Origin of the sequence: Flavobacterium sp. N2270 (assembly GCF_025947225.1) — a bacterium.
Taxonomy (GTDB): Bacteria; Bacteroidota; Bacteroidia; order Flavobacteriales; family Flavobacteriaceae; genus Flavobacterium.
In genome coordinates this window covers 2,487,765-2,511,239 of sequence record NZ_CP110005.1, presented here as the reverse complement: position 1 = coordinate 2,511,239, position 23,475 = coordinate 2,487,765, and the positions used below count along the sequence as shown (strand labels likewise).

At 30.9% G+C, this 23,475-nt stretch carries 29 protein-coding genes; 23 read left to right on the top strand and 6 right to left on the bottom strand.

From position 1 onward, the window contains the following. Nucleotides 1–183: 183 nt before the first annotated feature. From OLM55_RS11920 to OLM55_RS11810, 23 genes are all read left to right on the top strand, one after another. On the top strand, nucleotides 184–1,290 hold the full coding sequence (locus OLM55_RS11920; protein ID WP_264560630.1) for an RHS repeat-associated core domain-containing protein: 1,107 nt from the start codon (nucleotides 184–186) through the stop codon (nucleotides 1,288–1,290). 5 nt (nucleotides 1,291–1,295) lie between these two features. Further along, a complete protein-coding gene (locus tag OLM55_RS11915) occupies nucleotides 1,296–2,204 on the top strand; it encodes a hypothetical protein (protein ID WP_264559124.1) in 909 nt (302 codons plus the stop codon). Between the two features lie 259 nt (nucleotides 2,205–2,463). Continuing rightward, nucleotides 2,464–3,456 (top strand): RHS repeat domain-containing protein, encoded by a 993-nt coding sequence (locus OLM55_RS11910; protein WP_264559123.1) that lies wholly within the window; start codon nucleotides 2,464–2,466, stop codon nucleotides 3,454–3,456. 11 nt (nucleotides 3,457–3,467) lie between these two features. Further along, nucleotides 3,468–3,752, top strand: a complete 285-nt coding sequence (locus tag OLM55_RS11905) for a hypothetical protein (protein WP_264559122.1) — start codon at nucleotides 3,468–3,470, stop codon at nucleotides 3,750–3,752. Between the two features lie 195 nt (nucleotides 3,753–3,947). After that, on the top strand, nucleotides 3,948–5,024 hold the full coding sequence (locus OLM55_RS11900) for an RHS repeat-associated core domain-containing protein (RefSeq protein ID WP_264560629.1): 1,077 nt from the start codon (nucleotides 3,948–3,950) through the stop codon (nucleotides 5,022–5,024). A 2-nt stretch (nucleotides 5,025–5,026) separates the two neighbouring features. Then, nucleotides 5,027–5,377, top strand: a complete 351-nt coding sequence (locus tag OLM55_RS11895; RefSeq protein ID WP_264559121.1) for a hypothetical protein — start codon at nucleotides 5,027–5,029, stop codon at nucleotides 5,375–5,377. 231 nt (nucleotides 5,378–5,608) lie between these two features. Continuing rightward, nucleotides 5,609–6,688, top strand: coding sequence for an RHS repeat-associated core domain-containing protein (locus OLM55_RS11890; protein ID WP_264560628.1), 1,080 nt, complete (start codon nucleotides 5,609–5,611; stop codon nucleotides 6,686–6,688). After that, entirely contained in the window at nucleotides 6,688–7,140 is a 453-nt protein-coding gene (locus tag OLM55_RS11885) for a hypothetical protein (RefSeq protein WP_264559120.1), read from the top strand. The genes OLM55_RS11890 and OLM55_RS11885 overlap by 1 nt, the downstream gene beginning before the upstream one ends. Before the next feature lie 143 nt (nucleotides 7,141–7,283). Further along, nucleotides 7,284–8,399, top strand: coding sequence for an RHS repeat domain-containing protein (locus tag OLM55_RS11880; RefSeq protein ID WP_264560627.1), 1,116 nt, complete (start codon nucleotides 7,284–7,286; stop codon nucleotides 8,397–8,399). A 3-nt stretch (nucleotides 8,400–8,402) separates the two neighbouring features. Next, nucleotides 8,403–8,816, top strand: a complete 414-nt coding sequence (locus OLM55_RS11875) for a hypothetical protein (protein ID WP_264559119.1) — start codon at nucleotides 8,403–8,405, stop codon at nucleotides 8,814–8,816. A gap of 130 nt (nucleotides 8,817–8,946) precedes the next feature. Then, complete coding sequence (locus tag OLM55_RS11870) at nucleotides 8,947–10,014, top strand: RHS repeat domain-containing protein (RefSeq protein WP_264559118.1); 1,068 nt, start codon at nucleotides 8,947–8,949, stop codon at nucleotides 10,012–10,014. Between the two features lie 12 nt (nucleotides 10,015–10,026). Continuing rightward, a complete protein-coding gene (locus OLM55_RS11865) occupies nucleotides 10,027–10,359 on the top strand; it encodes a hypothetical protein (RefSeq protein ID WP_264559117.1) in 333 nt (110 codons plus the stop codon). 201 nt (nucleotides 10,360–10,560) lie between these two features. Then, a complete protein-coding gene (locus OLM55_RS11860) occupies nucleotides 10,561–11,661 on the top strand; it encodes an RHS repeat-associated core domain-containing protein (protein WP_264560626.1) in 1,101 nt (366 codons plus the stop codon). Continuing rightward, the gene (locus OLM55_RS11855) at nucleotides 11,648–12,055 is read left to right on the top strand and encodes a hypothetical protein (protein ID WP_264559116.1); all 408 of its coding nucleotides are present in this window, start codon (nucleotides 11,648–11,650) and stop codon (nucleotides 12,053–12,055) included. The genes OLM55_RS11860 and OLM55_RS11855 overlap by 14 nt, the downstream gene beginning before the upstream one ends. Nucleotides 12,056–12,210: 155 nt before the next feature. After that, nucleotides 12,211–13,341, top strand: coding sequence for a polymorphic toxin type 43 domain-containing protein (locus tag OLM55_RS11850; protein WP_264559115.1), 1,131 nt, complete (start codon nucleotides 12,211–12,213; stop codon nucleotides 13,339–13,341). A 10-nt stretch (nucleotides 13,342–13,351) separates the two neighbouring features. Then, nucleotides 13,352–13,831, top strand: coding sequence for a hypothetical protein (locus OLM55_RS11845; RefSeq protein ID WP_264559114.1), 480 nt, complete (start codon nucleotides 13,352–13,354; stop codon nucleotides 13,829–13,831). A gap of 336 nt (nucleotides 13,832–14,167) precedes the next feature. Continuing rightward, entirely contained in the window at nucleotides 14,168–15,292 is a 1,125-nt protein-coding gene (locus tag OLM55_RS11840; RefSeq protein WP_264560625.1) for an RHS repeat-associated core domain-containing protein, read from the top strand. After that, complete coding sequence (locus OLM55_RS11835; protein WP_264559113.1) at nucleotides 15,279–15,656, top strand: hypothetical protein; 378 nt, start codon at nucleotides 15,279–15,281, stop codon at nucleotides 15,654–15,656. The genes OLM55_RS11840 and OLM55_RS11835 overlap by 14 nt, the downstream gene beginning before the upstream one ends. Nucleotides 15,657–15,784: 128 nt before the next feature. Then, nucleotides 15,785–16,825, top strand: a complete 1,041-nt coding sequence (locus OLM55_RS11830) for an RHS repeat-associated core domain-containing protein (RefSeq protein ID WP_319800109.1) — start codon at nucleotides 15,785–15,787, stop codon at nucleotides 16,823–16,825. 21 nt (nucleotides 16,826–16,846) lie between these two features. Continuing rightward, nucleotides 16,847–17,671: a hypothetical protein gene (locus OLM55_RS11825; protein ID WP_264559112.1), complete on the top strand. Its 825-nt coding sequence runs from the start codon at nucleotides 16,847–16,849 to the stop codon at nucleotides 17,669–17,671. 319 nt (nucleotides 17,672–17,990) lie between these two features. Next, the gene (locus OLM55_RS11820) at nucleotides 17,991–18,965 is read left to right on the top strand and encodes a hypothetical protein (RefSeq protein ID WP_264559111.1); all 975 of its coding nucleotides are present in this window, start codon (nucleotides 17,991–17,993) and stop codon (nucleotides 18,963–18,965) included. Between the two features lie 5 nt (nucleotides 18,966–18,970). Continuing rightward, entirely contained in the window at nucleotides 18,971–19,396 is a 426-nt protein-coding gene (locus OLM55_RS11815; protein ID WP_264559110.1) for a hypothetical protein, read from the top strand. A 364-nt stretch (nucleotides 19,397–19,760) separates the two neighbouring features. After that, nucleotides 19,761–20,315 carry an REP-associated tyrosine transposase gene (locus OLM55_RS11810; protein ID WP_264559109.1) on the top strand — a complete coding sequence of 185 codons (555 nt, stop codon included), beginning with the start codon at nucleotides 19,761–19,763 and terminating at the stop codon, nucleotides 20,313–20,315. A gap of 40 nt (nucleotides 20,316–20,355) precedes the next feature. Here the strand turns inward: OLM55_RS11810 and OLM55_RS11805 are convergent, their stop codons facing one another. Genes OLM55_RS11805 through OLM55_RS11780 form a run of 6 tightly spaced genes read right to left on the bottom strand, consistent with a single transcriptional unit; the run spans nucleotide 20,356 to nucleotide 23,475 of the window. Beyond that, nucleotides 20,356–21,207 carry a type II secretion system F family protein gene (locus OLM55_RS11805; protein WP_264559108.1) on the bottom strand — a complete coding sequence of 284 codons (852 nt, stop codon included), beginning with the start codon at nucleotides 21,205–21,207 and terminating at the stop codon, nucleotides 20,356–20,358. Between the two features lie 38 nt (nucleotides 21,208–21,245). Next, complete coding sequence (locus OLM55_RS11800) at nucleotides 21,246–21,476, bottom strand: hypothetical protein (RefSeq protein WP_264559107.1); 231 nt, start codon at nucleotides 21,474–21,476, stop codon at nucleotides 21,246–21,248. 1 nt (nucleotide 21,477) lies between these two features. Beyond that, nucleotides 21,478–21,960: a PilW family protein gene (locus tag OLM55_RS11795; RefSeq protein WP_264559106.1), complete on the bottom strand. Its 483-nt coding sequence runs from the start codon at nucleotides 21,958–21,960 to the stop codon at nucleotides 21,478–21,480. Further along, the gene (locus OLM55_RS11790; RefSeq protein ID WP_264559105.1) at nucleotides 21,950–22,276 is read right to left on the bottom strand and encodes a hypothetical protein; all 327 of its coding nucleotides are present in this window, start codon (nucleotides 22,274–22,276) and stop codon (nucleotides 21,950–21,952) included. Before OLM55_RS11790 ends, OLM55_RS11795 begins: the two co-directional genes overlap by 11 nt. Continuing rightward, complete coding sequence (locus OLM55_RS11785; protein ID WP_264559104.1) at nucleotides 22,251–23,057, bottom strand: hypothetical protein; 807 nt, start codon at nucleotides 23,055–23,057, stop codon at nucleotides 22,251–22,253. Before OLM55_RS11785 ends, OLM55_RS11790 begins: the two co-directional genes overlap by 26 nt. Then, nucleotides 23,020–23,475: a hypothetical protein gene (locus tag OLM55_RS11780; RefSeq protein WP_264559103.1), complete on the bottom strand. Its 456-nt coding sequence runs from the start codon at nucleotides 23,473–23,475 to the stop codon at nucleotides 23,020–23,022. The genes OLM55_RS11785 and OLM55_RS11780 overlap by 38 nt, the downstream gene beginning before the upstream one ends.

Here is a 23,475-nt window from a genome sequence, read left to right as displayed (position 1 = left end):
CACTCTCTACTTTAAACCACCACAAAAGGGCACCAACCCTTCGTCAAGCTCAGGACAGGTTTTGGTTTTTGCTTTTAAACAGTGGCTATTAACCTAAAATAATAAAGTTTTACTAAAGGCTTTTAAATATAAAAACAGAATATCAAATATAAATGGTGTTCTGTTTTTTATTAAAATTCATATATTTACACCACGTTCTTATACACTTATTTTGTAGCTAATGACTATCCTTCTTTTGGAATGCTCGTACCAAACCGCCACGGCTCAAGTGACGCCTACCGTTACGGCTTCCAAGGACAAGAGAAAGACGACGAACTAAAAGGCGAAGGAAACTCTTTAAACTACACTTATCGTATGCACGATCCAAGGGTGGGTAGGTTTTTTGCTATTGACCCGCTTGAGAAAGACTATCCTTGGTATACACCATACCAATTTAGTGGAAATAAAGTAATTCAGTATGTTGAATTAGAAGGACTTGAAGAGTCTGAGTCAGGCTCGAATTCTAGTTCAGGTGCTAGTGACTATGCTCAGACTACTGACTCTAATGGAACACCAACAGGGAATATTTTAGAAGTTTCATTGAGGCCTATCGAAGTAGTAGGGCAAATAAAACCAAAAACATATGGAGGAACTCCAGAAGTAACTAATCAATATTACCCATCTTATTCTAAAGATGAATATATTGATAAGTTTGGAGCTGAAAAATATTACAATTATACTAGTGAAGATGCGGTAGCTTTCCACAAATGGACATTAGACAAAACAAAAGAAAGTAATGATGCCGAATTATTGTTTAAATTAGGCTTTTTTATTCAGGGATATACCACCCTTGGAGATGTAGTTAATCCGTTTCAAGGTTTTAATGTAGCTAGGACAATCCTATCAAGTTCAAGTGTTAGTAAATTCAATTATAAGATAAGATTTACAAATAGTAATCCTTATTCTAAATTTGGATTCAAAAAAATTAGTAGTATTGATGATTTAAAAGAAGCTAAAGGGCTTTATATTTTTGATGATGCTGTTGAAAATTTACCTTATGTAGGCAAGTCTAATAACAGTGTTTTATCAAGAATAAATAATCATATAAAAAATAAAAAATATTTTAAAGGAGGAGAAATATATTTTAAACCATTAATTGGTAAAGCAACAGATTTTGAAGTACAAGAGACTATAATTATCAATGAATTAGGAGGCCTTAGAGGAACTGCTAACAAAAGATTACCTGTTAGTACTCAAAGAAATGAAGCTTTACAGCTTGGAATTAATAATTATGGAAAATATCAAAATTAATTTAAATGAACTTAGAAGACAGATTCCCAGTTAACTATAAAGGATTTGTGTATAGAAAATCAAATAAAGCTTTTATTCTAAATTCTAGCAACTTCTCTCAAGCAAAAAGGATTATGCTTGAAGATAATTTATTCCATTTAGAAATAAATCCAAATTATTTCAATAGTGATGACCTTTCTTTTTTAAAGGAATTTGATTTTATAACAGAGTTATCTATATTAAGTAAAAATATAACTGACATTGGACAGATTGAATGTTTGAAAAACATTAAGACACTTTATATTGAAAATATCGTAAAGGGAAAAATAGATTTTAACAAATTTAAAAGTTTAAGACAATGTATATTTACTTGGGGTATTAAAGGAGGAGAAAGTATATTTAACCAAGTAAACTTAGAGAAGTTGTCGATTTATAAATACAATGGATTTGATTTATTGAAATTTATAAGTTTAATAAACTTAAATGAATTAGAACTAATAAATTCTAAAATTGAATCATTATTAGGTATTGAATATCTTTCTTCTCTTAAAGAAATAGATTTCACTGGAGCAACTAAATTAATTAGTTTAAAAGGAATAGACTCATTAGATAATCTAGAAATTTTAAAAATTAACAGATGTAAACTAGTAAATGATTTGTCTATTTTAGAAAGTTTAAATAATTTAAAAAAATTACATGCAAATGATGGTTTGTTGATAAATGATTTGAGTTTTGTTGAAAAACTGATTAATTTAGAAGAAATATTCTTCATTGGGAGCACTAAAATCATAAATGGTAATTTATCTCCCTTAGAGAAAGTAATTAAAAAAAATAAATTGAAGTGGGCTGTTTTTGTTGATAGAAAAAATTATAGTCATATTAATGAACAATTAGGATATCAGGATTGGGTTAATAGTAAATTGGATAAAAGTTAATAATATTTCAGAGCCTAGCACTCACTACTTTAAACCACCACAAAAGGGCACCAACCCATCGTCAGGCTCAGGGCAGGTTTTGGTTTTTGCTTTTAAACAGTGGTATTAACCTAAATAATAAAAAAGTTTACTAAAGGCTTTTAAATAACAAAACAGAACATCAAAGTAAAATGGTGTTCTGTTTTTTTATTAAAATTCATATATTTACACCACGTTCTTATACACCTATTTTGTAGCTAATGACTACCCTACTTTTGGAATGCTCGTACCAGGACGCACTTTCTCTAGCCCAGCATACCGTTACGGCTTCCAAGGACAAGAAAAAGATGACGAATTAAAAGGGGAAGGAAATTCTTTAAACTATACCTTTAGAATGCATGACCCACGGGTTGGAAGGTTTTTTGCTGTTGACCCGTTGGAATTTAAATATCCATATTTAACTCCTTATCAGTTTAGTTCTAATACACCTATTATGGATGTAGAATTGGAAGGCTTAGAGTCAAAAGCAAAACCAAATAGAAACGAATTAACAAATGGGGAGAAATTTTTATTAAACTCATTAGAATTTTTTGAAAACTTATCAGTATTTACAAGTAATAACAAATATAAGAAAGATGGTAATATTGAGCATACTGCAATAAATGCTCTAGAAGGGGTTAAGAGTTTATACGATATTACTTTTGAGGTAATTGGAGTTATGGAAGTTGCTAAATACGGTATTGGTGATTTAGATGATGGAATTAGTTTTGGTAAATCAAAATCAATTTTTAATTTATATAAAGCCGAATCAAGTTTTATAAAAACCACTTTGACTGTTACGAACGAGATGAATTTATTTCAAAAAATTCAAACAAGGAAGAATTTCGTTTTACTTAAATTTGCCTCAGCTATCGATAAGTATGGAATTGACCATATTAATTGGGCAAAAAAAGTTTTTTCTCAAAAAATAAAAGGAAATAACTTAAATGGGAATAGAATTGTTCAATGGAGAAATCCATCAAATCCAAACCCTAGTCCTTTCTTTACATTAGAGAATCAAAATCCGAATAAATTAGGTATTCCAAAAACGCATACAAAAAAATATTATGTTGAACTTGATGAAGAATATGATTTTCTAACATCAACTGCTAATAGAGTAAAAGCTTTTTCAGACTTAGACCCAGGAGTAGATGGTTTTTATGATGGGGGTGGTACACAGTTATATTCTCCTGATGCTGCTAAAAATGCTAGATTCATACCTGCTAATGATTAAAAACTTAAATAATGATTGAAATTATTGATTTAAAAATAAAAAAACTTATCCAATTAAGAGATGATGATGCTGTAATTAGTAACCCTGATGTCAGAGCAAATATTTGTGGTGTTATTGAGAAAGCCTTTTTATTAGAAAAACTAATTTTATCTAATAAAAAATTAAAAGAAAATAATGATAATCAATTTTTTACTGCAAATTCAGCAGTAAACAGATATTTTAGAGAATGGAACCTTGATGAAGTAGCTGATATATATAATGAGTTAAGTGATTTAGCTAAAGAATACATCATTTAACCGAGCTCTGAGCACTCGCTACTTTAAACCACCACAAAAGGGCACCAACCCTTCGTCAAGCTCAGGACAGGTTTTGGTTTTTGCTTTTAAACAGTGGCTATTAACCTAAAATAATAAAGTTTTACTAAAGGCTTTTAAATATAAAAACAGAATATCAAATATAAATGGTGTTCTGTTTTTTATTAAAATTCATATATTTACACCACGTTCTTATACACTTATTTTGTAGCTAATGACTATCCTTCTTTTGGTATGCTCGTACCAAACCGCCACGGCTCAAGCGCTGCCTACCGTTACGGCTTCCAAGGACAAGAGAAAGACGACGAACTAAAAGGCGAAGGAAACTCGTTAAATTATACTTTTAGAATGCACGACCCAAGAGTGGGAAGATTTTTTGCGGTTGACCCGTTGACAAAAGAATACCCTTGGTATACTCCTTATAGTTTTAGTGGGAACAAAGTAATCCATGCAGTAGAACTTGAGGGACTTGAAGAACATGGTGCAAATTATGATAGGCAAACCGAGCATATGTTGGCTACGAGAGATATTAAATATCAAAAAGGAGATTTGAGAAAAGGTGGTAAAATTATGGCTGTAGGTTCAGCAATAACTTTATTATTGGTAGCAGACTATACATTTACTGGCGGTCAAGTAACTAGTACAACTTTAAGGGTAATAGGGTTTTCTTCTGCCGCATATGCAATGGGAGATTTATCTTCAGCTATGAATAAATCTGAAAAAGCTCGTGAAGCTAGAGCTGAAGGGGATATTAAGCTTGCTGAACAATACGAAAAAGAAGTTCAAGAATTATCGAAAGGTGCAATTATTGAAGTGGTTGGAGGACAAGCTGCAAGAGGTGTTGGTAACATAATAACTGTTGCGGCAAAATTTAATAAAAGTGGGTCAAAACTTATTTCTTCTAAAATGCTTGAAAAATATCCAAACTCAACTACATTTGGAAATCCAGCTGAGACGTTTATTGCTCCAGCTAAAGAAATTGATGAACTTTTATCAAAAGGGTTGTCCAGAAAAGAGATTGCAAAAAAACTTGGAATAAATGACCCAGATTTTTTAAAAGGTGATTTAATTAGGATAGATATTAATGATGATTTAGCAAAACAATTAAATGTAAGAAAACCATCTGGAAAAGAAGTTGGCGCAAATGAAAATTTTGTACCTGGAGGTAAAACTTCAGGAGGAGTTTCTGAAAGTGTTGTTGATGGAATTCCAAAAAACAGTAGTGGTGTAAAAATAACAAAAATTGATGAATAATTATGAGTAGTTTAGGAACACAATTCTTATTTCAGTGTAAATCAAATTATTTTGAAAACATAAGACCTTCAAATGTAAATTCTAATAATATGGAAGGATATAAAACTTTGATTGAAATTGCATCAAATTTTTTTAAAGAAAAAAAAGATGATGAATTTATTCTTTTTTTTCAAGAATATCAATATAATGTAAACTTGTGGGCAGCACATTTTGTTATTTCATACGGATGTCCTAATAACCAAGTAAAAAATGAAGCAATTGAAATTATAGAAAGATATTCAAATACTCCAATGGATGAAGAATTAGCAAATGAAGAAAAAGAGTGGTTAAAAAAATATTATGAAAGAATTTAATTAAAATGGAACTCCAAACTCCCCGCTACCGCTCGAATCTTTCCCAAGCACTCTCTACTTTAAACCACCACAAAAGGGCACCAACCCTTCGTCAAGCTCAGGGCAGGTTTTGGTTTTTGCTTTTAAACAGTGGCATTAACCTAAATAATAAAAGTTTTACTAAAGGCTTTTACATATAAAAAACAGAACATCAAAGTAAAATGGTGTTCTGTTTTTTATTAAAATTCATATATTTACACCACGTTCTTATACACTTATTTTGTAGCTAATGACTACCCTTCTTTTGGAATGCTCGTACCGAACCGCCACGGTAGTAGTGACGCTTACAGATACGGCTTCCAAGGACAAGAGAAAGATGATGAGATAAAAGGCGAAGGAAACTCTTTAAACTACACCTTTAGAATGCATGACCCTAGAGTAGGTAGGTTTTTTGCGGTTGACCCGTTGACATCAAAATATCCATATATGACTCCTTTCCAATTTAGTAGTAATTCACCCATTGCTTCAAGAGAATTAGAGGGGCTAGAAGGAGAAGATTACAGATTCAATATGTGGATGACTTCCCAAGGTGGTGTACAAGCACAAGCAGTTCAAGCTGAGAAAGATATAAAAATGAAAATAACTAATGGTGTTTTTGTAGAAATGCCTGAAGCTTCAATTGATGGTTTAACCTTTTTATTTACTTCACTTTTTCAATCAATAATAGGAGGTTCTTCTTTTGGCTATGGAGATATGCTATACGACGATGGATATAAAACTAGAGTTGATATACCTAATTATGGTTTTTCATGGTCGAAAGGATTTACTATGGAGTCTACACATAGTAGTACTGGAAACGTAAGTTTTGAGGATGGCATGAGGCTTATAGATGGAGTAGGGACATTATTTGGTATTGGAGAGCTTAGTACTTTGAAACTTAAAAATGTTATAAAAGTTGATTTAATGGGAGGGCGTTTTGGTACAAAAGGTTATATAAATTTTGATATTCAGTCGTTGGATGGTATTGCTGATGATGTTGCTAATTTCGGAATGCATTTCGAACGAAATTCTGTTGATGAAATGTTAGTTGAGAACCCGATGGCTCCATTTATGAAAGAGGTTGAAAATAGTATTAAGCCTGGAGGTAAAATGACAATTAAAGGGCAATTTAAAAACCAAAATTTTAGCGAAATATGGGATGGAGCAACTCCAGAGGGTTTTAGAGAAATATCAAGAACGAGAGGGTTAAGTAGTGAAGGAATGGTTAAAAATGATGGTTCTCCTCTTACTGGTAATGTAAATGAAATTGTATTAGAAAAAATTGATAAATAATGTATAAAATTTTAGAAGAAGTATATAGAATAAATTGTGCAGAAGCTTTTATAGGTGAGATTAAGCTTATTGATAGAACACTAATAATATCATTTTCAAACATTAACATTTTTGGTTCTGGTAATGAAGCAATTTTAAATGATAATAAAGGTAATTTTTTAGATTTTTGTTTTGCTGTATTTTATGATGTTGATACAATTACTTATGATTACGAAATAAGTAGACTTTTATTAAAAAATAGAAAAACTTTAGGAGGAATAAATATTTTAACAAATAAATCAGAAGAATTTTGGATATGTTATAATGAAGGTTTTGTTTTTTTAAAAGAGGATTGTATTTTTAAAAATAATCCTAACACTTTTTCTTCAAAAGAATCTGTACAAATTTTAAAAGAAAATAAGATTAGTTCAGAAATAATCAATTTAATATTAAATAATCGAAACAACAGATAATATTAACCCGATGGCTCGGATTTATCACCGCAACGATAGCGCGGAAATGTTTTCCGTGCCCACAAAGTAAATAAAGCAAAAGCACATTTAAATATAAAAACAGAACGCCATTTTGGTGTTCTGTTTTTTATTAAAATTCATATATTTACACCACGTTCTTATACACTTATTTTGTAGCTAATGACTACCCTTCTTTTGGTATGCTCGTACCAAATAGGCACGGCTCAAGCTCTGCCTACCGTTATGGCTTCCAAGGACAAGAAAAAGATGACGAACTAAAAGGAGAAGGAAATTCTCTAAATTATACCTTTAGAATGCACGACCCACGAGTGGGGAGGTTTTTGAGTGTTGACCCGTTGACAAAACAGTACCCACACAATAGCCCATATTCATTTAGTGAAAATAGAGTTATTGATGGTATGGAATTAGAGGGACTAGAATATTTAAGTTTTCATGAAGCGAGAATTGAATTTCAATCAGGGAGATTGTATTTTAAATTAGAAAATTATAATGATAATTTTCAAAAAGTATTTAAACAAAATAACCCTATTTTTGGATTAGGAGCTAATGGAGCATTGTCTGAAAGTGTTTTTTATACAAAACAATATAATAATGCAGATAACTTTACCGCTAACAGTGACGATGCGTTGAGAGATAATAGCTATGAAAAATTAAAAGAAGTAAAACGCACTAGAAGTGGAGAAATAGATAGAAGAAGCAAATATAAAGGAGGTGATTTTAAATCAAACGGCTCTTATGGAAAAACTTATCAATCAACCCCTTTACCTGCTAAAGGGATGGGGTTAGCAGTTTTAATTGTATTTGACATATATAAAGGAGTTAAAGATTTCCTTGATACCAAAGCAATGTTTGACGATAAACAGGCATTTGATAAACAAACAAGGTCTTGGGAAATGAAAGATGGCTTCACTGGAGAGGTTTTAAATTCAAATACATCAATTGTATCACAAGTTTTAAATGATATTGACAAAGCTATAAGCCAAGGAATTATCAAAAAAGAGAATCAAAATTTGAATGATTTAACAGATATTGCAAATATTGTTATGTTTGGAGGAAATGGTAATGAGGGAATTGAGATAAGAAAAACAGCTGAAAGAATAATAAATGAAGTTTCTTCACCTGTAGCAACTTTAAGACTTGCAAACACAAAATTACTGCTTAAGAAAATCGAAGAAAACAAACAAGGTAATGAAAGTGGAGAGAATCAATGCATTCCATGTAATACCGATAAAAAATAGATTATGAAAACAAAATATTTATATATTTTTTCTATATTTTTTCTTACATCTTGTTCCGTTAAAAATAAAAAGCATTTTGAATATTTAAAAGGAGAATGGCAAGTTATAGAGTTTTACCATAAGAAAGAAAATATAGGTGACGATGGTCAATACTTAATTGGTTTTGAAAAGGACGACCATTTATGGCTAACAAAATTAGAAGACGCTAATAATAATTTTATATCCAGTGATTATGAAATAGTAAGAAAAAGAGATAGTTTAATGATTGAAATAAGAAATTGTGAAGACGCAAGGTTTGATGGATATTATGATTTTTATATTGATACTATTCAAGAATTTAAAACACAACATATAATTCAGTTAACTTTTGATAGTGAGAATACTTATATAAAAGCTCAAAGATTAAAAAACAAATAAAATAACCCGATGGCTCGGATTTATCAACGCAACGATAACCCCAACCGCGCGAATCCTTTTGCGTGGTAAAGAGTAATAATAAAAGTTTTACTAAAGGCTTTTAAATATAAAAACAGAACATCTATGTAAAATGGTGTTCTGTTTTTTATTAAAATTCATATATTTACACCACGTTCTTATAACCTATTTTGCAACTAATGACTACCCTACTTTTGGTATGCTCGTACCAAACCGCCACGGCTCAAGCACAGCCTACCGTTACGGTTTCCAAGGGCAAGAGAAAGACGACGAACTAAAAGGAGAAGGAAATTCTTTAAATTATACTTTTAGAATGCACGACCCGAGAGTGGGAAGGTTTTTTACGGTTGACCCTCTTGAAAAAGATTATCCTTGGTATACCCCATATCAATTTAGTGGGAATAAGGTTATTGCATTTGTTGAACTTGAAGGTCTTGAAGAAAATGAAGCAACATATAACAGGCAAACTGAACATATGTTGAAAACCCGTAATATAAAATATCGTGCAGGTGATTTAAAAAAAGCTGGGAAATTGATGGTTCTAACTGAAGCAGCAATATTAGATGCAGTTTTTTTAAGAGGTTTTGGATTTAAGCTTATCATGGGAGGTTCTCTTTTAGAAGCACTTAATGAAGGCGATAGAGCGAATGAGGCGATGTCAAAAGGAGATCTTGAAGAGGCTCAACGAAGATATAATAATACTGCTGAAAAAACCAAAATTGTTATTTTAGGAATTCTTGCAGAGGGTGCAGGTTATGCTGTTGGAAAAATAATTCCACAAAAAAATTGGACAGGTAAATTTGAGGATTCAAACGTAGTAAATGAATCGTTTGTTGAAGCAGGATATTTCCCACCCTATAAGGCAAATGTAACTTTAGGTCTAATAAAAGCTCCTAAAGAAATTAAAAATCTTGTAAGGTTGTCAGGACCAAACAATGTTGAAGGTGCATGGGTAACAACAGCTAAAGAAATTGAAGGGCTAACTGCTGTTCAATTAAAGGATAAGTTTTCACTAAAGCATTTACCAACTCAAGTAACACCTGTTACAATTGGTGCTAATTCAACCATAAGAGTTGGAGAAGCATCTGCAGTAAAGCAATTTAAAACTAATGGAGGTGGCTATCAAATAGAAGTATTAGAAGGTAAAATAAATTATGGGAAATCAGTGCCAATAGAATAAATGGATAAGGAAATGATAAATATAAAAGGAAATAAATTATTTCATAATAATGAGTTATTAATAACTGTTCAGTCATCAATTAAAGATTTTTTAATACTTAATAATGTTATAGTTCTTATTCTTAATTATGATGACTTTGATTCTGACCGAAATATTTTTGGATATAATCTAAATGGTGAATTTAAATGGCAAATAAGTGAAATAAGTAAATTGCATAAAAGAAATTATTATACTTCAATTTACTTGAGTGAAAAACAAGATTTATTGGCATATAATAAAAACGGTGTTGAAATAACAATTAATGAGAAAAATGGATGTATTATTATGAGTGAACTGATTAGATAAAAAGCTGAGCACACGCCGAGCACTCACTACATTAAACCACCACAAAAGGGCACCAACCCTTCATCAAGCTCAGGGCAGGTTTTGGTTTTTGCTTGTAAACAGTGGTTATAACCTAAATAATAAAGTTTTACTAAAGGCTTTTAAATATAAAAACAGAACATCAAAGTAAAATGGTGTTCTGTTTTTTATTAAAATTCATATATTTACACCACGTTCTTATACACCTATTTTGTAGCTAATGACTACCCTACTTTTGGTATGCTCGTACCAAACCGCCACGTCTCAAGCTCTGCCTACCGTTACGGCTTCCAAGGACAGGAAATGGACAATGAAATTAAAGGCGAAGGAAATTCTTTGAATTATACCTTTAGGATGCACGACCCACGAGTGGGTAGGTTTTTTGCGGTTGACCCGTTGACAGGTAAATATCCTTATTATAGCCCATATTCTTTTTCGGGTAACAAAGTAATTCAATTTGGAGAATTAGAAGGGCAGGAAGAGAAAATTGTAACCCTTTCGATTACTACTGGAGGTGATGGTGAGAGATTTGTGACTCATACAAGTGTCAAAATCAATCAAGATGTTAACTTCGAAATAGCAGGTAAGCATTATGCAAGGACATTAGTAGGTTATGTCCTTGACGGCAAGGTTTCTAGTCAGGTAATCCCTTTTTATGAAGAAATAGGGAATGGGGCATTAGTACCTTCTGCCGCATATGATTATACTAAGAGTACTATTGATGGGAAATTTACAGATGATTGGAGTTATATTCTGAAAGGAGACCCTGTTAATACAACTAAATTTGGACATAATGCTGTAACTAGAGCTTTTGCACTTTCAATGAGAGATGACATGGCTCCTGATAATATTGAAAACCTTCAAGATTTAGAAGAATTTGGAATAACCATAGCTGTTTTAGCTATTCCTCTTCAAGGTAGTGCAACAAAAGTAGCCAACGTAAAAAGCACTAAGCCACCGAGAATAACTACAAATGACTTAGTAAAAAGTTCAAAATTAGTTTCTCCAAAAACAACAGGGCCAGAAGTAACTTATAGCAGGACAGGTAATTATAACAAAGCTGTTGAGGAATTCAATTCTTTAGAAGGCATTTCAAATATAAAATCAATTACAGGTAGTAAATTTAAAGGTTACACAGGAACATTACCTAATGGTAATTCTGTAACAGTTAGAAGCGGTAGTAGTGGTAATGCTCCTGGAACAAGTTCAAGTCCCACAATTCAAATTAACCCTGCTAGAGGCAATAGTGGACAAAAACAAAAAATTAGATATGATAGTGAATAATATTAAAATATGGAAAATTGAAAGTTTAGATGTTTTGCAATTAAAAGATATATTCGTTGAGAGTATTGTTTATGATTCAGAACTTACAATTACTTTAAAATCAAATAACATTAAAATTTTATTAAAATTTGAAAGATTTGAATCATATAGAGTAAATGATGAGTCTAATTTACTTGAGTATTGGGAAGAACTTGATGCTAAAAATGAAAATGGGTATGTTTTTTATGAAATATTTAATTCATCTTATTATTCTGAAATAAAAAAATTATCAAAAGATTTTTTTAGCGGTGGGGGAGATAGTGACTCTATTAAACATTACGGGATTTTCTCTATTAATGAATGTGTTGAAGTTTTAAGCGATTTACCTCCAATCGTAGTTTACTCCGAGTACTAGCAGAGTACTCGCTACTTTAAACCACCACAAAAGGGCACCAACCCTTCATCAAGCTCAGGGCAGGTTTTGGTTTTTGCTTGTAAACAGTGGTTATAACCTAAATAATAAAGTTTTACTAAAGGCTTTTAAATATAAAAACAGAACATCAAAGTAAAATGGTGTTCTGTTTTTTATTAAAATTCATATATTTACACCACGTTCTTATAACCTATTTTGCAACTAATGACTACCCTACTTTTGGAATGCTCGTGCCAAACCGACACGGCTCAAGCAGTGCCTACCGTTATGGCTTCCAAGGACAGGAGAAAGACGACGAACTAAAAGGAGAAGGAAACTCTTTAAATTATACTTTTAGAATGCACGACCCACGAGTGGGTAGGTTTTTTGCAGTTGACCCGTTGACACATAAATACCCTCACTATACTCCATATAGTTTTAGTGGTAATAAAGTGATTCACGCAATTGAACTTGAAGGACTTGAAGAGATTGAATTAATAAATGCAAAAGATTTTAGAGCTAAAATTTTTATCGTTCAGCCTGGAGATAATTTGTCGATAATTTCTAAATCAACTGGTGTTGCATTAAATGATATTATTAAATACAACTCTTTTATTGAAGACCCTAACAAAATTTACCCTGGTCAAATTTTGCATTTACAAGGAAATTTACAAGGAATTAAGTTAAATGAATTCAAAGTTAATAAAGGACTCGAACCAGAAGGTCAAGGCTGGTGGGAACAATTCTTTGTAGAGTTAGTTAGTGGAGATAAAGCGGTTCAGAGACAATTAGAAATAGTTATGTTAGTTGAAGGTGGAGCTGCACTTACTAGTTTACCAAGATTATTAAAATCAGGTTATAAAGGAGCTAAAAAACTTTTAAGCCCCAAAACAGCTACTCCTAAAGCACCACTTTCAGGGTCAGGTCCTACAGCAGGGGTACTTGAGGTTAGTAAAAATGTTAAATCTGTTGCTCAATTTAAAAATTATAATCCAAAAAATGCAATTGAATTTGTTTTTGACCCATCAACAGAGAGATTTGTCGTAGGTAGTGTTAAAAGCCCGACTTCAGGACTTTCACCTCATCAAAATTTAGCGAAATTAATTAATGGAGATAAAGGTGTTGTTGGAGGAATGTTTAAGCGTGGTTCTAATGGAGAAATAATCACTAATGAGATGTCAGGACACTATCATCAAAACTGGACGCCTGAAATTAGAACTAAGTTTAAATCATTTTTAGAATCTAATACTGGTCAAACTATCAACCATATAGAGGGACCAACATTTTAATATTAATTTTATGAAAAAAGCATTCAATAATTTCGAAAAAAGAGATTTTATAACCATAGATAACAATACAATTGAATATGTCGAAATAGCAAATTTTGATAGAATAAATATTATCTTAGGTATCACCAAAGATTACTTTTTAATTTTAAGTAAAAAACATGATGTAACTCTTATTGAAAAAAAAACAAAAAATTTTTTGCCATTACTTAAGGTTTTAGAACTTGATTTTGAAGAATTTAAATCTTCTTTTGTTTTTAATGATATAGAAATAGCAGATGTTTTTCCTATTGATAAAATTACAATTATGGTTTTTGGTTCAGAGTCAAATTATTGGGCTGAAAAGTGTATATTTTTTATTAAAGAACTAAAATTCATGAATAAAGAATTGTTTTTACTTTTTAAAACTCATAAAAATGATAAATGGTTAAGTCAAAAAGCCAGACAACAATTGTTTTCATTAACAGAAAATTTAGAAAACCTAGATTTCTAAAGAAGAGCACCCGCTACATTAAACCACCACAAAAAGGGTACCAACTGTGTCCATAAAGTAAATAAAGCATAAAGCAACTTTAATAGAGTTGCTTTTGTTGTTTTATATAGTGAAGTAAAAAGTTATTTAGCTTTGCAGAGCACTCACTACCCAGCACTCACCATTTTAAACCACCACAAAAGGGCACCAACCCTTCGTCAGGCTCAGGGCAGGTTTTGGTTTTTGCTTTTAAACAGTGGTATTAACCTAAATAATAAAAAAGTTTACTAAAGGCTTTTAAATATAAAAACAGAACATCTATGTAAATGGTGTTCTGTTTTTTATTAAAATTCATATATTTACACCACGTTCTTATACACTTATTTTACAGCTAATGACTATCCTTCTTTTGGAATGCTCGTACCTAATAGACACGGCTCAAGCAGTGCCTACCGCTACGGCTTCCAAGGACAAGAGAAAGATGATGAACTTAAAGGAGAAGGGAATTCTTTAAACTATACTTTTAGAATGCATGACCCAAGAGTGGGTAGGTTTTTTGCGGTTGACCCTTTAGAGAAAAAGTATCCATGGTACACACCATATCAATTTAGTGGAAATAAAGTTATACAATATGTAGAACTTGAGGGATTAGAAGAAGGAAATACAAATACAGGGTCAAGTGGAGCATTAGATTTAAATCAAGGAGGAGCTTTTGCGACACCTTCACTCATTGACTATTTGAGAGAACCAGATATTTATTTACCAGAAATTACAGTTACATTTTCAAAACCAAGACAATATACAGGATATACGGCTGATGTAGACCCATATGCTTCTACTCAAACAAAAGAAGAGTACATTGCAGAATATGGGTATGACACTTATATAAATTATTCTAGTGCTGATAGAGCAAGATATATTAAAGAAAGAACCAGAGATAAATGGACACCTGAACAAGCAGATGCTTTTCATAGCAGTTACCAAAAAGGGAATGCAGCAACTAATGGATATACAGACCCATTAGTAGGAATTTTAGCAATTGGGGTTGCGCCAGTTCCAATCGCTATGTTTGGAGCTCCTGTTATAGGAGAGTTAGGTACTCAGTATGGTTTATTTTCGTTTTCAACAAAAGGAGCTGGACTGAGAATGTTAAATGAAACAGCTACAGAATATTTTGCTAATGGTGAAGTTGGAAAAATTAATTGGGTTGCTGTAGGCGCATCATCCTTTAAGTTAAATTTAGCTTCAGATTATTTGGGGTCTCAATTCTCATACACAATAAATAAAGGTATGGAATTCAATACATTTAATAAAATGGGAGCAAATTTTGGAGTCACACAAGCTAATAGAATATTGGGTATAGGAGCTACTAAAATTTCTTCTCAACCATTTTTTAATAATACAATGGATAAAATTACGACGCATGGATTATCTATTGGTTTTCAATCATTTCTAAAATATCAAACAAATGAAATTGAATAACTTAAAAAATAAAATTGATAACATTGCAATAGTTTCAATAATAGTTTTTATAATTTTTATGTTATTTTCCGATGAGATTGATAATTTAGAAATAAGAAATAACAAAGGAATAACATCTGGAAAAATATTAAGAAAATATTATACAACTTCGGGTGGTGTTTTAGAATATGAATACACGGTAAATAAAATAAAATATACTGGAAGTGTTGGTGTAAAAAAATTCATAGGTCATAATAATACAAATGGATGCATTGGTTGTGAATTTTATATATATTATTCAACTAAAAATCCTAAAAAAAGTAAAATCAACCTCGGAAAGTATAATAAATATAACAGATCTCTTCAGTTAATAAAAGTTGAATAATATAATAAACCCGATGGCGCGGATATATAAACGCAACGATAGCGCGGAAATGTTTTCCGTGCCCACAAAATAAATAAAAACAGAACATCAAAGTAAAATGGTGTTCTGTTTTTTATTAAAATTCATATATTTACACCTCGTTCTTATATACCTATTTTATAGCTAATGACTACCCTTCTTTTGGAATGCTCGTACCAAATAGGCATAGTAGTAGTGATGCTTACAGATACGGGTTTAATGGTAAAGAAAAAGACGATGAAGTTAAGGGAGAAGGTTTACAATATGACTATGGATTTAGAATTTATGACCCAAGAATAGGTAAGTTCTTGTCACTAGACCCATTGTTTAGATCTTTTCCATGGTATACACCTTATCAATTCGCTGGTAATAAACCGATAAATTGTGTTGATTTAGATGGGCTTGAAGAAGTTAATTATACCGTTGTAGAAAGATATAGTGATGGAAGTGCACTGATAAAAATTGAAGTTGACAAAACAGTATCTTTTAATTCTAATAATGGTCGTTTATTGGTGCATAATATAGATACTAATTCAAGAAGATTTTCTTTTGAGTATCAAGAATTAAATCAGTTTTTTAATACAGATGCAGATAGAAACCCTAATGTTAAACAGTTTGGCTTACAAGGACTAAATGCTAATGGAAATTATACTTTGTCGGCTCCATCAAGCAAAATACTTGATTATCGAGACCAAGATTTGTTACAAGGGTTAGTAAAATCGAATGAGCTTTTAGCTGATGGGCAAAATGATATTTGGTCATTTGATACTGCTTATTTTATAGTTTCAGATTTTGTACAGCCAGTTGAACAAGAAATAGATATAAATTTTAATAAAGCAAGTTCTACGTTTGTAGACCCAATTCTAGCGAATTCACAATTAGATGACTTAGTTCAACAGATAGGTAATAATGGTTCAGTGGATATAACTGTTAATGCTGCTTTTAAAAACGCAACTACTAATTCTAATTATAATGATGCAGATACAGGAAAATCTAGTAATATTATGGATTTGATTAATAAAAGAGGAGAAGTAATTAAGGATGCTTTAATAAGAAGAGGGGTTTCTGGTGATAGAATTAACATTAAAGCTGGAAATATAAATAATGAGGACAGAAAACTTGATATTAAAATAATAGATCCCCAAGGCTAAGTTCAACCTAATAATTAAATAATGAAAAGAATATTTTATTTCACATTTTTGATTTTCACTTCGGTTAATTCTCAAGAAATCGAAGAGTTTGGTGATATAAATGATACTATTAAATATCTGAAAGATCCAGTTACAAACCTTAATTATTTAGTTAACAGAGTTTATTTGGATTCTACAAAAAATATTTTTATCTGTAAAGATTATGTTTATGATCAGAATTATAGTCGTTTGGAGAAAATCCGAAAATTTTACAGTAAAGATCTTTTTGTCGAAGACGCGTATAATTTTGTGAAAAATGAGTTTAAATCTAAAGAGTATTTTTTTAATAAGGATAATTTGGCACTTAAATTTGAATTTAAAGACAAATACATAGAAAGAATTACTATTTACGAATATAATAAAAATGATTTTTTTTCTTTAAATAAAATGCTTTTTTCAATAAAAATCAGCAAGAAAAATATAAATGAAAATATGTATATTTATATTAATGATGAAAGGTTTTTATATATTGAAACCAGTTCTTGTAAAACTATTAATAAGATTGTGTATTCTAGTAATTCCAAAAACAGTTTTTTTTTGGAAGGAATAGAAGTTAATTTAAAAAGCAATTCATTTTCAAGTGTAATAATAGATAAATTACATACGCGTTATTGTTTTTACGGTAAAACAAAAAGAGGATTCAAAGATGGAACATTAAAATCAATAGAGTATTTTGATTATTTTGATGAAAAAGTTTATAAGGTTGGTGAGTGGATTAGTTATTCAAATAAGAGTGCAAAAGCTCAAAAAAAAATATATAAAAGCCCAGAGATTTCATATGATTCTTGCTTTAAAATTGAACAATAATATGTCGAGCCCCTCGCTGCCGCTCGAACCCGATGGCGCGGATATATCAACGCAACGATAGCGCGGAAATGTTTTCCGTGCCGAGCACTCCCTACTTTAAACCACCACAAAAGGGCACCAACCCTTCGTCAGGCTCAGGACAGGTTTTGGTTTTTGCTTTTAAACTGTGGTATAAACCTAAATAGTAAAGTTTTACTAAAAGCTTTTTAAATATAAAAACAGAACATCAAAATGGTGTTCTGTTTTTTATTAAAATTCATATATTTACACCACGTTCTTATACACCTATTTTGTAGCTAATGACTACCCTACTTTTGGAATGCTCGTACCTAATAGACACGGCTCAAGCACAGCCTACCGTTACGGCTTCCAAGGACAAGAGAAAGATGATGAGATAAAAGGGGAAGGAAATTCTTTAAACTACACTTTTAGAATGCACGACCCACGAGTGGGTAGGTTTTTTGCAACTGACCCTTTATTTAGAAAATACCCACATAACTCGGTTTATGCTTTTAGTGAAAATAGAGTAATTGATGGAATAGAGTTAGAAGGAGCTGAAATTGCTTTCACTAATCCAATCGGTTATACTGGACTGATTATAAAATTATGGACTCAAGAAAAAATTAGAAGAGCACAGAAAAAAGCGGAAGGAATGTCTATTTTTTATGAAGAAAAGAAGCATTTATTCGATAGTAAAGACCAACTTACTTTTGGAACTGCTCAAATATATTTTCACGCATATTTTACAGAATTTGGAGGATTTACAGATGCGGAAGATGTTTCTGTAATAATGGATGGAAGAACAATAGACGGGCAAGATGCGGGTATTTTAGACTACTCCTTAGCTGGAGTAGGAGTTTTAGTTCCTTTTATTAGTGGAGGGTCGCTAAAAGTTTTAGCAAAAGAAATTAAGTATTCTCAAAATGCTATTGATAAAGTTGAAACTACGGGAAGGCTGGTTGATGATTTTGGAAAAGAAGGAAAAGAAATTATAACAATATTAAAGGCTGGTAGTGATAATTCAAGCAATGCTATCGATGTAGCCAAAGGAGTGATTGGAGACTTAGGAGAAGGTTCTGTAGAAAAACTTGGAAAATTTGGAGGACAAAAAGGTAAAGTAACAGGTTATCAATCTCTTGATGGAAGTAAAGGATGGAGGGTAGATTATGATGCTAAAAAAGGTGCGCATATAAATTGGTGGGATGGAAATACTAAAGGAGCTGTTTTATTTGAGGGTGGTGAAAATCAAGTTAATCAAATAATAAATAATGAAATTGTAAAAAGTCATAAATAAAAAAGATGAATTTAGAAAATAATTGGTTTGTAAAAGAAAATTCCAAAGAGATAGAAGTTTTGAAAATTGATATTTATGATTTTTTAAATGATAGTTTAATACCTTATAATGAATTTATAACCTTTTTAGACTGGAGTAATATAGATAATTCATTTGAAAATTATTATGATTTTATTAATAATGAAACTATTATTAGGAATGCACTTATTAAATCTCAATTAAATAAATTTGAAAAATTAATTATTCACATTGAATATGATGCAAAATTAATAAGAGTGAATACTGATTTTTTTGTAAACAATTGGAGTAAATTTAACGCCTGTAATGGTTTTACTGGTTTCGTGGTTTTTACAGATGATAAAAAAATATTTTTAGAGTTTTCAGATGATTCAAAGTCATTATTATATAGTAATTTTAAAATTATTTTTTAGATAAAATCTACCGAGCACTCGCTACTTTAAACCACCACAAAAGGGCACCAATCCCGATGGCGCGGATATATCAACACAATGATAGCGCGGAAATGTTTTCCGTGCCCAAAAAGTAAATAAAGCAAAAGCAACTTGTAAAAGAGTTGCTTTTGTTGATTATCAATTACACAGTAAAGTCTGAAATGCCTTGTATTTACAGTATATAAACAAAAAAGCAAGCACGGATTGTAAATCCGCGCTATCAAGTCTATCGAGTTCTATCAAATATCGAAATACAACAAATATTTGACAAACAAGAAGCAAATTTTATTAAAACAAATTAAAAGAAAGTGTTTTTTATTTATTTTTGATAAAAATGTACTCCATGTCAACAAAATACAAAGCCACTACAACAGAAGAAGCCTACTTTATAACCATTACAACCGTTGGTTGGGTAGATGTTTTCACAAGATTAAATCAAAAATATGTTTTAATAAAAGCCTTACAATATTGCCAAGAAGAGAAAAGCCTAGAAATTTATGCATATAGTATAATGTCGAGTCATATACATTTATTATGCAAAGCTACAAATGGAATTATCCTAAGCGACATTATTCGTGATTTTAAAAAATTCACATCTAAAAAAATCATTCAAACCATAATTGAAGAACCAGAAAGCAGACGAGAATGGTTGTTAGAATACTTTCAGAAATCATGCGAACACTTAAAAAGAAACCAACAATATAAAGTTTGGCAAGACGGTTATCATGCAGAAAATATTTACAGCAATACATTTATTCAGCAGAAAATAAATTATATTCATAACAATCCTGTGAAAGAAAAAATTGTAACATTACCTGAAGATTATTATTTTAGTTCTGCTAGAAATTATGCATCATTAGATAATGAATTAAAAATTACAACTTTAGATTTGTTTTAAAACTTTTAGCAAGTACGGATTGCAAATCCGCGCTATCGAGCTAATTAATAATCTTACTTAAATCGAACATTGGTGCATACATAGATACCATAATAACGCCAACAATAACCCCTATGACAATAATAATCATTGGTTCAAGTACAACTCCAATCATTTTAGTTTGATGGTTAATTTCCTCGTTATATTGCTCGGTTAGGCGTTCAAACATGGTGTCGAGTTGGTTTATCTGTTCAGCAACTTCCACCATTGAAACCAATTTGTTTTCGTAAATGGCATGTTTTCGTAAACTTTCATGCAGAGATGCTCCTTTAGTAATATCTTCTTTTATAGTTTCAATAGATTTTTCAATAGGGTAAAACCCAATCATTTTGGAAGTTAAAGACAAGGATGTTAGTAAAGTGGTTTTAGATATAATTAACAATTTCATCGATTGACAAAAACGAGAAATGTATATCTTTCGAATAAGATTACCAAAATAAGGAATTCTCAAAATTAAGGTAGAAACAAATTTCCGGTAACTATCCTTTTCTTTCAATATAAAATGCATTACAATCAAACCAATAATAGTTATGAAGAGTAATAAAAATATAGTTCCTGAATGATTTGAAATTTTAATAATGTATTGCGTGCTTTTTGGTAATTCGCTTCCAAATTGTCTAAACACGGAACTAAACATAGGTACTACTTTATTTAACATAAAATACAAAACCAAAACGGTTACCATCATTACAATTGCAGGATAAGTCAGTACCGAAACTATTTGCCTACGCATTTGAATTTTTCGGTTGAAGTATTTTTGTAACTCGGTTAAAACTTCTTCCAATTTCCTGGTTTCTTCGCCAATTTGAACACTGTAATATTCATAAGGTGAAAATTGTTTCGATTCCATCATGGATTCGTAAATGCTTTTTCCGTGTACAATTTTATCTTTCAGCTCCAGTATAAGCTCTTTTTCTTTTTTTTATTTACTTGTTGGCTTACAATTTCTAAAGCTTTTTTAAAATCGACTCCCGATTTTAAAAGCATTCCTAATTCTCTATAAAAAATCTCTTTTTGCTTGTCTGAAAAAGTTTTGGACACACTAAATTTATCCAAATTGAATTGGAAATCCTTTTTCTCTTTTTGTTCTGTTTTCTTATAGTTGCTTAAGTCTAAACTCATATTATTCTTTCCAAAGTATTAATTGATTGGCATAAACAGGTTTGTAAAATCGTAATGGAACGCTCTTCTCATGAATCAGTAGTTCTAATTCTAATTTTTGAAACACTTTACTTTTCTTCTCGTTATAAACCGAATCTATTCGCATTGTTTGAAGTTTTAATCTAAAAGTATCGGTAAAAGTTTGCGCTTTTCGAATGAGATAAGTGTCTTCTTTTTGATATAAAATAGTATCGCCATCATAGGTTTGGAAATAAACACCATTTTCTCGAGTTATCATTTTCTCACTATCAAAAACCGCTTTGTTTAAACTATAGGATAATCGGTTGAAATCTGCAGTTTGTTCGTTCTCTTTTTTAAACTCTATAATCTGTTCGGAAACAATAGTAAAAACGCCAAATATAAGCCCAACAACGATAGCTGTAATGACCATGCTAACCATTATTTCAACAATGGAAAAAGCTGCAATGTAGTTTTTATTCTTCATCCGTGTGAATGTAAACGGTTTTAGAAACATTGGAAGACAAAGAATCTTTATACATAATTGTAACCTCTTTCAAATAGGTATTTAACCAATTTTCGTTTGTTTCGATATTTTCAATTGGAGTTTCATCTTGTAATTGTAACAAGTAAAATTGCTCATTTATTTGGTTCTGATGACTATAATGACGAATAGATGTTTTTGGCGAAAATACATTTGCATAAACCATTATAGCAATATAAATACATATCGAAATAATCGTTAATGCAATAACGGATTCTATTATAGAATTGGCTTTATAATACTTTTTTAATAATAGCATATCTTGTATTTATATTATTAAAAATTGGTAAATCTATAAACACTTTAGGCTTTTTAGAAACATCAATTGTAATGTCGGCAATAGTGTTAGAATAAGACGATGATGGTGTTTTATGGTTCAATTTTGAAGTATAAACCGAGCCATAGACATCGCTTTTTAAGGTTAAAATTCCAGAACAATAGATAGTTCCCATTATTTTTCCTTTTTCTTTTATTTCTAATGTGTTTTTATCCAAATGCATTAAATTATTTCCAAAAAGCATAACTAAACCCGCAATTTTTACTTCTTCATCAATTAACACAAAAGCTTTTTTGGTTTCTTTATTATTGTACAAAGCTATAACCGACGGATAGTTTAACGTTACCTTTTTTTCAATGGTAATGGATTCATTCGCAAACACTTGAATGTTCCCTTCAAAACCTTCTTCAATAGCTACTTTTGGAGCAATGATGATTACATCTTCTAAAACATTATTTTTTCGAATGAAAATAGAATCGTTAGAACTGATAATAAAATTGCCTTTTATGATTTTATTTTCCAATGTAGTTTGACCCAACTGAAATTCTATAGTTTCATTAAAAAATGAGTTCACATAAATAGAATCGTTTTTCTTTTCAAATTCACTTAAACTAACTTTAGTGCTATTTCTGGTTTCAAAAATAGATTTGCATTTTTCTGAAAGTGTTGGTAATTGAATCTCTGAAACAGATTTTTTTCCTTGTATGGAAATGATATTTGGTTTATTATTTATATAAGATTCTTTTATATGTTCTGTTGGCAAAAAAAACATCTCCTTTAATAGTAACAGTACCCGAAACACTTAGTGGCTGTGTGAAATTTGCCATATATAAAGCCGTATTTGTATTTACAACTTTTTGCCCTATAAAATGAACCGAAGCAACGGTATCTTTCTTTGTAAAAGACTGTGTTAATAATAACGGAAGTAAACCGTGATTCTTCACAGTAAACTGCGATTGAATTCCTGTTTTTTCTTCTATCAGTATCTCTTCATTAGCAACCAAACCATTTCCTAATGCATAATTAACAGTAGATTGATTGGTTATATAAAGTGACTCATGTGTTACATAGTGTAAATTTAACTGATTGTATAAGTTTGCCAACAACAATAATCCGCCGCAAAGCACAGCAACTATTAAGCAAACGTAAACAGCATATAATAAACTATGCGCTTTGACCAT

What these genes read in the sequence shown, in the direction of transcription:
- OLM55_RS11915 (WP_264559124.1), top strand. Translation starts at nt 1,296, where the DNA reads ATGAACTTAGAAGACAGATTCCCAGTTAACTATAAAGGATTTGTGTAT.
- OLM55_RS11910 (WP_264559123.1), top strand. Translation starts at nt 2,464, where the DNA reads ATGCTCGTACCAGGACGCACTTTCTCTAGCCCAGCATACCGTTACGGC.
- OLM55_RS11905 (WP_264559122.1), top strand. Translation starts at nt 3,468, where the DNA reads ATGATTGAAATTATTGATTTAAAAATAAAAAAACTTATCCAATTAAGA.
- OLM55_RS11895 (WP_264559121.1), top strand. Translation starts at nt 5,027, where the DNA reads ATGAGTAGTTTAGGAACACAATTCTTATTTCAGTGTAAATCAAATTAT.
- OLM55_RS11885 (WP_264559120.1), top strand. Translation starts at nt 6,688, where the DNA reads ATGTATAAAATTTTAGAAGAAGTATATAGAATAAATTGTGCAGAAGCT.
- OLM55_RS11875 (WP_264559119.1), top strand. Translation starts at nt 8,403, where the DNA reads ATGAAAACAAAATATTTATATATTTTTTCTATATTTTTTCTTACATCT.
- OLM55_RS11870 (WP_264559118.1), top strand. Translation starts at nt 8,947, where the DNA reads ATGGTGTTCTGTTTTTTATTAAAATTCATATATTTACACCACGTTCTT.
- OLM55_RS11865 (WP_264559117.1), top strand. Translation starts at nt 10,027, where the DNA reads ATGATAAATATAAAAGGAAATAAATTATTTCATAATAATGAGTTATTA.
- OLM55_RS11855 (WP_264559116.1), top strand. Translation starts at nt 11,648, where the DNA reads ATGATAGTGAATAATATTAAAATATGGAAAATTGAAAGTTTAGATGTT.
- OLM55_RS11850 (WP_264559115.1), top strand. Translation starts at nt 12,211, where the DNA reads ATGGTGTTCTGTTTTTTATTAAAATTCATATATTTACACCACGTTCTT.
- OLM55_RS11845 (WP_264559114.1), top strand. Translation starts at nt 13,352, where the DNA reads ATGAAAAAAGCATTCAATAATTTCGAAAAAAGAGATTTTATAACCATA.
- OLM55_RS11835 (WP_264559113.1), top strand. Translation starts at nt 15,279, where the DNA reads ATGAAATTGAATAACTTAAAAAATAAAATTGATAACATTGCAATAGTT.
- OLM55_RS11825 (WP_264559112.1), top strand. Translation starts at nt 16,847, where the DNA reads ATGAAAAGAATATTTTATTTCACATTTTTGATTTTCACTTCGGTTAAT.
- OLM55_RS11820 (WP_264559111.1), top strand. Translation starts at nt 17,991, where the DNA reads ATGCTCGTACCTAATAGACACGGCTCAAGCACAGCCTACCGTTACGGC.
- OLM55_RS11815 (WP_264559110.1), top strand. Translation starts at nt 18,971, where the DNA reads ATGAATTTAGAAAATAATTGGTTTGTAAAAGAAAATTCCAAAGAGATA.
- OLM55_RS11810 (WP_264559109.1), top strand. Translation starts at nt 19,761, where the DNA reads ATGTCAACAAAATACAAAGCCACTACAACAGAAGAAGCCTACTTTATA.
- OLM55_RS11805 (WP_264559108.1), bottom strand. Translation starts at nt 21,207, where the DNA reads ATGATGGAATCGAAACAATTTTCACCTTATGAATATTACAGTGTTCAA.
- OLM55_RS11800 (WP_264559107.1), bottom strand. Translation starts at nt 21,476, where the DNA reads ATGAGTTTAGACTTAAGCAACTATAAGAAAACAGAACAAAAAGAGAAA.
- OLM55_RS11795 (WP_264559106.1), bottom strand. Translation starts at nt 21,960, where the DNA reads ATGAAGAATAAAAACTACATTGCAGCTTTTTCCATTGTTGAAATAATG.
- OLM55_RS11790 (WP_264559105.1), bottom strand. Translation starts at nt 22,276, where the DNA reads ATGCTATTATTAAAAAAGTATTATAAAGCCAATTCTATAATAGAATCC.
- OLM55_RS11780 (WP_264559103.1), bottom strand. Translation starts at nt 23,475, where the DNA reads ATGGTCAAAGCGCATAGTTTATTATATGCTGTTTACGTTTGCTTAATA.